The 8511-nt window shown below is 46.3% G+C and carries 7 protein-coding genes; 2 read left to right on the plus strand and 5 right to left on the minus strand.

The window, feature by feature from the left end; translation table 11 throughout:
- Positions 1–5 precede the first annotated feature (5 nt).
- The 3 genes from gap to VIP81_RS31925 all read right to left on the minus strand — a co-directional run bounded on the left by gap (position 6) and on the right by VIP81_RS31925 (position 3088).
- Positions 6–1019, minus strand: coding sequence for a type I glyceraldehyde-3-phosphate dehydrogenase (gap, locus tag VIP81_RS31915; protein ID WP_331971745.1), 1014 nt, complete (start codon positions 1017–1019; stop codon positions 6–8).
- 19 nt (positions 1020–1038) lie between these two features.
- Complete coding sequence (locus VIP81_RS31920; protein WP_331971748.1) at positions 1039–1908, minus strand: alpha/beta hydrolase; 870 nt, start codon at positions 1906–1908, stop codon at positions 1039–1041.
- A gap of 313 nt (positions 1909–2221) precedes the next feature.
- A complete protein-coding gene (locus VIP81_RS31925; RefSeq protein WP_331971751.1) occupies positions 2222–3088 on the minus strand; it encodes an AraC family transcriptional regulator in 867 nt (288 codons plus the stop codon).
- A gap of 134 nt (positions 3089–3222) precedes the next feature.
- On the opposite strand from VIP81_RS31925, the gene VIP81_RS31930 reads away from it, so the two are divergent.
- The gene (locus VIP81_RS31930) at positions 3223–4353 is read left to right on the plus strand and encodes an alkene reductase (protein WP_331971754.1); all 1131 of its coding nucleotides are present in this window, start codon (positions 3223–3225) and stop codon (positions 4351–4353) included.
- Here the strand turns inward: VIP81_RS31930 and VIP81_RS31935 are convergent.
- Together VIP81_RS31935 and VIP81_RS31940 are read right to left on the minus strand one after the other, a co-directional pair.
- Complete coding sequence (locus VIP81_RS31935; RefSeq protein ID WP_331971757.1) at positions 4322–5572, minus strand: RNA polymerase sigma factor; 1251 nt, start codon at positions 5570–5572, stop codon at positions 4322–4324. The two genes, VIP81_RS31930 and VIP81_RS31935, sit on opposite strands and share 32 nt — an antisense overlap.
- A 4-nt stretch (positions 5573–5576) precedes the next feature.
- Positions 5577–5921 carry a YciI family protein gene (locus VIP81_RS31940; RefSeq protein WP_331971759.1) on the minus strand — a complete coding sequence of 115 codons (345 nt, stop codon included), beginning with the start codon at positions 5919–5921 and terminating at the stop codon, positions 5577–5579.
- A 137-nt stretch (positions 5922–6058) separates the two neighbouring features.
- On the opposite strand from VIP81_RS31940, the gene pbpC reads away from it, so the two are divergent.
- On the plus strand, positions 6059–8455 hold the full coding sequence (gene pbpC, locus VIP81_RS31945; RefSeq protein WP_331971762.1) for a penicillin-binding protein 1C: 2397 nt from the start codon (positions 6059–6061) through the stop codon (positions 8453–8455).
- Positions 8456–8511 lie beyond the last annotated feature (56 nt).

Below are 8511 nucleotides of genomic sequence, written 5' to 3' on the forward strand. Positions count from 1 at the left end.
AAAAGCTAAAAGCTAAAAGCTTGCCCAATATACCTTACGGTCCTTGCCAGCTGCGATACATAACTCATTTCATTATCATACCAGCTCACCACTCTTACAATCTGTTGTTCTCCGGCCGATAATACTTTTGTTTGTGTAGCATCAAAGAGAGAACCATAGCTGCTCCCGATCACATCGCTGCTCACTATTTCATCGGTATTATATCCAAAGCTCTCGTTGGCGGCGGCTTTCATGGCGGCATTCACTTCATCCACGGTTACTTTTTTATGGAGGGTCACCGTTAATTCGGTGAGCGATCCGGCAATGACCGGCACCCGTTGTGAAGTGCCATCCAGCTTACCTTTGAGGTTGGGCAATACCAAACCGATTGCTTTGGCGGCGCCGGTGCTGGTAGGAATAATACTCTGCGCGGCTGCTCTGGCACGTCTCAGATCTCCTTTCGCATGGGGTGCATCCTGAATATTCTGATCATTCGTATAGGCGTGTATGGTAGTCATCAGTCCATTTACAATACCAAAGGTATCGTCGAGTACCTGTGCCATTGGCGCCAGGCAGTTGGTGGTACAGGAAGCGCAACTGATAATGGTTTCTGTGCCATCGAGTATATCGTGATTCACGTTGTACACGATGGTTTTCATATCACCGGTAGCAGGTGCAGAGATGACTACTTTTTTAGCGCCGGCTTCGATATGAGCGGCCGCCGTATTTTTATCTGTAAAGAAACCGGTGCTTTCCAATACGATATCCACCGCATGTTGTCCCCATGGAATTTCAGCTGGGTTTCTTTTGGCATATATCTTTATTTCCTTTCCATTTACCACGATGGCATCTGCTGTGGCAGTAACGATAGCATCAAACCTGCCCTGGGCAGTATCATATTTCAGCAGGTGTGCTAATACAGCAGGACTGGTCAAATCGTTGATCGCCACTATTTCCACGCCTTCCTGATCATACATTTCACGAAAAAACAATCTTCCAATTCTTCCAAAGCCATTAATAGCAATTTTAGTGTCAGACATAGATTAATATTTTAAGTGGTTATAATTTTTTTAAGAAATTGTGTATCAGCGCAGCTACTTCTTCATGATATTCTTCCAGCACAAAATGGCTGCCATCGAGTAAATGCACTTCCGCATTTTTAACGTCTCTTTTATATGCTTCCGCCCCAGGCCAGGTAAATATTTTATCGTTTTTACCCCATACTACCAGCACCGGCGGCTGCTGCGTGCGCAGGTACGCCTGCCATTCCGGATATTTTGGGAAATTGGTGCCGTAGTTTTGAAACAATGCAATCTGTATTTCTTTCACACCGGGTCTGTTCATATAAGCGTAGGCCAGCTGATAGCTGTCGGGGCTTACGCTTTCCGGATTAGCGGAACCAAACAGGTGTTCTTCTTTAATCTTTTCCAGCGTTAATTTATCTGCGATAGCGGCCAGCAAGGCTTTTTCATCGTGCTGTAATGCACCTATAATCTGCACTTCCGGGCCTAATCCCTCATTATAAACATTGGCATTTTGTATTATCAGCGCCTCCACGAGTTCCGGTCTTTTAGTGATGATCCGGAAACCAATAGGGCCGCCATAATCCTGCAAATACCAGGTGAATTTCGTTAATCCAAGGGTGTCAATAAACTGCTCCATCACCACCGCCAGATGATCGAAAGTATAGTCGAATGCTGTTAATGCAGGAATACTGCTCTGCCCAAATCCGGGATAGTCCGGTGCAATTACATGATATCTGTTGGCCAGGTCATTAATAAGATCCCGGTACATGTGAGAGGTAGAAGGGAAACCGTGTAAAAGCAATATTACCGGTGCATCTGCGGGTCCTGCTTCGCGGTAAAATATATCGAGATCATTAACCCTGACTGTTTTGTATGCAACGCTGGTAGTAATGAGTGTTTTCATGTGTTATTTATTTTGTACTAATTAGTACAATAGTGAGTAAAAAAAATAAAGAACGAAGAATGATGTGTATTTACTGGGAGTAGTTTGGTTTGTGTTTCATGTGGAGTAGTTTGATGGTATAAAGATATATATTTTACTGATTGGTACAAAATATATTTTAAAAAAATTTAAAAAGGGGAAATTACCTGGGAGATAATCTCTGAGGTGATCCTTCTAAAGATTCCCCATAGATCCTCATTTCCCCGTACTACAGGGGGCTTAAAGTTTATCATTAACTCTGGTAGGCTGCCCCGATAGATCAAGCGTGCAAAACCTAACTCCCCACCAGCCGCGCATTCTTCCGGTATTCCAACGGGCTCACCCCACTATGTTTCCTGAACTGTCGCCCCAAATGGCTTTCATCCGTGAAACCCAGCTCCCCGGCAATCTGACTAATCGTAAGCGTACTGAAAGCCAGGCGTTGCTGCACCATATTGATCTTATACTGCGTAATATAATGCTGCAAACTTTCCCCGGTCAGCTTCCTGAAATATTCCCCTACATAATTGGCAGAGAGATTAAAGTGAGCCGCCAGATAATCCACCCTTAGTTTTTCGGCATCACTGATATGTTGCCGCACATGCAGCAGCATCCGGTTAATCAGTGGCTCTGTATCCGGCCCGGTAGTGGCGGCGGTATGATCCGCTGCATTACGCGCCAGGATGTTGAGCAGCAGCGTTATTAAATGCTGCAGGTTTTCTTCATGATACGCTTGTTTCTGCTCATATTCCTGCACCACATTATTAATCAGTGAAGTAATCAATTTACAATCACCGGCATCTTTCACCAACAGTTGTTGGAAACGGTTGTGATGAGAGAAGATATGTTCTAATTGTTTGAGCCACTGCACAATCCTTGCCCGATCCGTCTCACTTTTATATTGCCCCAGGAAAACCTCGGAGAAACGTATGGAACAGAAACGGGTGGGAGTAAGGGCTTTAAATCCGCGGCAATCCACCGGTGTAAAAAGAAAGATGCTTCCTTTCTCATACGGAAAATCATTGAGGTTGGTTCTACGCACCCCACTGCCCTCCAGGATCTGTACAATCTCGAAGAAATGATAAACCAGCGGACGCCGGTCCCAGTGCTCCATATCTGATACACATACTTCGAGCGGACGGTATAACTCTTTATTCTCCATGGTATATTGTCTTTACAGAGGTTCAATAAGACACACATCTCCCCACAACCTCTAAAATTACAAAAGAAACCTCTCTTTGTCACTGTTCTGCCGTAGTTACCCGGTGTAATTTTGTCATCATAAAACAATCCATCATGAATACGAGAGAAAAGTTACTGTCCCCGCTTATTACGCCTGCATTCACACTAAAAAACCGGGTGGTAATGGCCCCAATGAGCAGACGTAGATCTGAGCAGGCTATTCCCAGTCCTTCTGCCCCTCTTTACTACGGACAAAGAGCAGGCGCCGGTTTAATCATTGCGGAAAACAGTGCGGTGGCAGCTAACGGTGTCGGTTATCTGAATGCACCGGGCATTTATAATGCAGCGCAACATGCCGCCTGGAAAAAAGTGGTAGATGAAGTACACAACAGAGGCGGAAAAATATTTGTGCAACTGGTACATACCGGCCGGATAGGACATCCGCTGAACCAGGAGGGAGGTGTACCGCTGGTAGGCGCTTCTGCTGTAAAAGCGGAAGATACTATCCGCACACCCGGAAATGAACATTACCCGATGCCGGCACCGGAAGTGCTGGATACGGCAGGTGTAAAAGCATTGGTAGACGCGCATATACAGGCCGCTGTTGCCGCTATCGCTATTGGCTTTGATGGCGTAGAAATACATGGCGCACACGGCTTTCTGCCGGAACAGTTTCTCCATCCTGTTACCAACCAAAGAACAGACCAATACGGTGGCAGCATCGCCAACCGCAGCCGCTTCCTGCTGGAGATCATGGAAGGCGTAACAACGGCCATCGGCAAAGAACGCACCGGTATCCGGTTGTCGCCTTTCGCGGTCATCAACGACTTACCTGCCTATGCAGAAGAAGCCGCCACCCATCAGTATATCACCAATGCCTTACAGCAACTGGATATTCTGTATATACACCTCTCCAGTCAGCCGTTGAATGGACTACCAAGTATCACCACTAACTATATCCGGGAAGTACGCCAGTGCTTCCGTAACCTGTTGATAATAGCCGGCGGACAAACTGCCGATTCCGGCGAAGCCCTGTTACAAGCCGGTCTGGCAGATCTTATTGCTTATGGCAAACCGTTTATAGCAAATCCTGACCTGGTGGAAAGATTCCGCCATCACACGCCGCTGGCCGAAGCTAACTTCGATATCTTTTATGAAGGAGGAGATACTGGGTATATTGATTTCCCTATCATTCACCATGATCCGTCACCGGCTACAGCTTCCTTTCCGCAAGCTGCGCAATAGCCTTTTGCAATGTTTTTTGTGTACTCAAAGATTTTGTGAGTGCAATGGCTTTGCTGTAATAATGGATCGCCTTATCAGGATCGGTGTCTGCCCATAGATAGGCCAGTAAAGCATAGTAATAGTCATGCTCCATCAGCCGGAGTTTTTCCGCCTCTTTAATACCCTGTTCATGGCCATATACTTTTGCAAACGCAAAGGTTCTGTTCAGCGCCGTCATAGGAGAGTATTCTATCAGGATAAGCTGATTGTATAACTGTAAAATATGTCCCCATTTATGGGCATCCGTGGGCGTAGTATGCCAATAAGCAATGCCTGCTTCCAGGTGGTATTTTGAGATGTCGCTGCCGGAGCAGGCGTTGACCAGGTAATAATTTCCTTTCTGAATTAGTTCGGGACTCCACAAATTTTTATCCTGTTGCTCATACAAAATAGCTTCCCCATTATCACTTTCCCGCGCATCCAGCCGGGAACTTTGAAAACACATCAACGCCAACAGTGCATTGGCTTCTGTAGTATTGGCCAACGAACTTTCTGTTAAAATAAGCGTCAGCCGCATGGCTTCTGAACATAGGTCTTTCCGGATTAAATGATTATGAGAAGCAGAAAAATATCCTTCATTAAACAGCAGGTATAAAGTCCGCAAAACAGTATCCAGTCTGGATGCTATCGTGGCGGGCTCCAATACCTTAATTTGAAAATTATCATTGCGAAGCTGTGCCCTGGCTCTCAGCAACCGTTTTTTGATTGTTTCTTTTTTAGTAAGAAAAGCAGCCGCTATTTCTTCCACACTAAATCCACAAAGGATTTGCAGGGCTAAACAGATTTGTGCTTCTTTTGAATTGGCAGCATTACATACTGCAAAAATCATCGCCAGCTGGCTATCTGTAATTGTTTCCGGGGTAAAATCAAAGTCGGGTTCCGGTGTAATATCGGCTGATTGAATAGCACCCTTGACCTGTGTTTCAAAAATAGTAATCCGTTTAAGATAGTCTTTTGTTTTGTTTTTAGCTACGGTATAAAGCCATGCCGTTGGATTCTCCGGAACACCATGCTGGCCCCATATTTCTGTGGCTTTCAAAAATGTTTCGCTGGCAATATCTTCTGCGATCTCTATATGTTTCAAGCCAAAATGACGACATAATACGGCCGTCATTTTGGTATGCTCCAATCTGAACAAGTGAGGCAATAATTCGGAATAAGTGACTGCCTTTTCTGCCATTGCGTTAACTTTTTTCGCCGGGCGCCAATACCGCTCTTACTTCCACATTACCTCCCATTTTAAGCACCGGATTGGCTTGGGCTAATTCCACCGCTTCTTCAATGGACTCAGCTTTTACAATCATATACCCGCTGATAAATTCTTTTATTTCCGTGTAGGGGCCGTCTGTTACTACGTTGCCGGGTTTAACTGTTTTTGCATTGCTGGCAGATAAGCGGTTACCTTTATCCGCCAGCTTATTCTGTGCAGCAATACTCCCCAGCCAGTTCATCCTTTCCTGTAACTGCTCCGGCGATGGATTGTCGTGGGAATCCTTACTGTTTCTGAAAATTAATACGAACTCTTTCATGGTGATATAATTTGTTGATTCATCCTTATAACGACTGAACGTTTCCAACGGGGACAAATAACTTTTTGGCAGATGGGTTTCTGCTGATAAAGTTAACCCTATCTTTGAACACACAAAATTATTACCCGGATTCCCCGATGAAGCTATACACACTCAAACAATGGTGCCTAAAAAAGAAATGGTGGCTAACAGCAGCAGGTATTATCCTTATCGCCTATTATTGTTGCTTACCCAAACAGCTTTTTACCAGTGCTACTTCCTATGTGCTGGAAGACAGTAATGGTGATTTGCTAAATGCCAGTATAGCACCCGATGGGCAGTGGCGATTTCCTTACAACGCGCATGTGCCGGAGAAATTTGAAAAATGTATAGTAGCATATGAAGACAAGCGGTTTTACTATCACTGGGGGCTGGATCCTATAGCGATTGCCAGGGCGGTGAACCAGAATATACGCGGCAAAAAAGTAGTGAGTGGTGGCAGTACCTTAACCATGCAGGTAATCCGGCTATCACGTAATCAGCCGCGTAATCTCTGGCAAAAAATGGTGGAAGGGATCATGGCTACGCGACTTGAATTTGCCGCTTCCAAAAAGAAGATTCTTGCTTTATATGCCGCCAATGCGCCGTTCGGCGGCAACGTAGTAGGGTTGGAGGCAGCCGCCTGGCGGTATTATGGTCGTAAAGCAGATTTATTATCATGGGGAGAAATGGCTGCGCTGTCCGTTCTGCCGAATAGCCCTGCGCTCGTGCATCCGGGGCGCAACAGGGTAACGTTATTGAATAAACGTAATCAGCTGCTGAATAAATTATATCGTCAGCAAACCATCGATAGCATCACCTGCCAGCTGGCTAAACTGGAACCCTTGCCGGATCAGCCTTTGCCGCTACCTCAGGAAGCGCCGCATTTACTGGATCTTTTCCGCAAAGAATACCTGCAACAAAAATCAGATGCACCTACCCGTATCAAAACCACGGTGGTGGCCGACCTGCAACACAATGCCACCGCCATAGCCGAACGGTATCATAATGCCTATAAGGCCAATGGTATTAACAATGCAGCCGTATTGGTGCTGGACGTAGAAACCGGCAACACCCTGGCGTATGTAGGCAACATCTATAATCCCGCCGATCCGGAGCTGGAAAGCCATGTAGATATTGTACAGGCCCGAAGAAGCCCCGGCAGTACCCTCAAACCCGTGTTATACGCCGCCATGCTGAATGATGGCCTGATACTGCCCAACACCCTGATTCCTGATATTCCCACCCAAATCGCCGGGTACTCTCCGCAAAATTTTGACCTGGGCTATGACGGGGCCGTACCAGCATCGCGCGCCCTCGCCCGATCGTTGAATATACCTGCCGTACGCATGTTACAACAATACCGTTATGAACGGTTCCATTCCCTGCTGCAAAAAATGGGGATTACTACGCTCAACAAACCAGCCGACCACTATGGCTTATCGCTTATTCTGGGTGGCGGAGAAACCACGCTGTGGGAAATGTGCGGCATGTATGCCAGCATGGCCCGCACCTTGCTGCATATGGACCAATACAAAGGGAAATACGATATGGATGATATCCATCCACCTAACTACCGGCTGGATATTCAACGTCCTTCGAAATATGGACTAAGCAAAGACGGCTTACTGGACGCCGGCTCCATCTGGTACGCCTTTCAGGCCATGACAGAAGTAATGCGTCCCGGTGAAGAATTATTATGGCAGCAGTTTTCCTCCTCCCAACGGGTGGCCTGGAAAACTGGTACCAGCTTCGGTTTCCGCGATGGTTGGGCGATTGGCGTTACCCCACAATACGTGGTAGGCGTATGGGTAGGCAATGCCGACGGAGAAGGCCGCCCGGGACTGATTGGCGTGTCTACCGCAGCGCCCATACTATTCGACGTATTTCGGCTATTACATACCAGCGGCTGGTTTAATACACCTTATCCCCAACTGAAGAAAATAGAAGTCTGTCGTAAAAGCGGGTTCCGTGCCAGTGAACTATGCGAAGAAAAAGATTCTTTATATGTGCCCGCAGCAGGCATCCGGGCCGGTATCTGTCAGTATCACCAGTTAATTCACCTCGATAGAACCGGGCAATGGCGCGTAACGGAAAGCTGTGAGTCGCCGCAGTTCATGCAGCATAAATCCTGGTTTGTATTGCCGCCTTCGCAGGAATATTATTATCGCAGCAAAAATTATTATCAGCAACTACCACCGTACAAACCGGAATGTCTGACCTCACTGGGGCAGGATAAAGCGCCCATGGAATTAATTTATCCAAGACCCGGCGCACGTATATTCGTGCCCGTAGAAATTGACGGGAAGCCCGGTCAGACTATCTTTACGGCCACCCACCGCAACAGTACTGCTAAAATATTCTGGCATCTCGATAATAATTTCGTGGGTACTACCTCGGAGTTTCATCAAATGGCATTACATCCGGCTGCCGGAAAACACACGATTACGCTAGTAGATGAAAATGGAGAGAGGGTAGAACAAACATTTGAAATTCTTTCTAAGGAACGGGAATAGTTCGGTTTTTTGTCTTTGTTCAGGATTATACTGATTTAGATGATTTTCACGATTTT

Source organism: Chitinophaga sp., from assembly GCF_036566945.1.
Taxonomy (GTDB): Bacteria; Bacteroidota; Bacteroidia; order Chitinophagales; family Chitinophagaceae; genus Chitinophaga.

What these genes read in the sequence shown, in the direction of transcription:
- gap (WP_331971745.1), bottom strand. Translation starts at nt 1,019, where the DNA reads ATGTCTGACACTAAAATTGCTATTAATGGCTTTGGAAGAATTGGAAGA.
- VIP81_RS31920 (WP_331971748.1), bottom strand. Translation starts at nt 1,908, where the DNA reads ATGAAAACACTCATTACTACCAGCGTTGCATACAAAACAGTCAGGGTT.
- VIP81_RS31925 (WP_331971751.1), bottom strand. Translation starts at nt 3,088, where the DNA reads ATGGAGAATAAAGAGTTATACCGTCCGCTCGAAGTATGTGTATCAGAT.
- VIP81_RS31930 (WP_331971754.1), top strand. Translation starts at nt 3,223, where the DNA reads ATGAATACGAGAGAAAAGTTACTGTCCCCGCTTATTACGCCTGCATTC.
- VIP81_RS31935 (WP_331971757.1), bottom strand. Translation starts at nt 5,572, where the DNA reads ATGGCAGAAAAGGCAGTCACTTATTCCGAATTATTGCCTCACTTGTTC.
- VIP81_RS31940 (WP_331971759.1), bottom strand. Translation starts at nt 5,921, where the DNA reads ATGAAAGAGTTCGTATTAATTTTCAGAAACAGTAAGGATTCCCACGAC.
- pbpC (WP_331971762.1), top strand. Translation starts at nt 6,059, where the DNA reads ATGAAGCTATACACACTCAAACAATGGTGCCTAAAAAAGAAATGGTGG.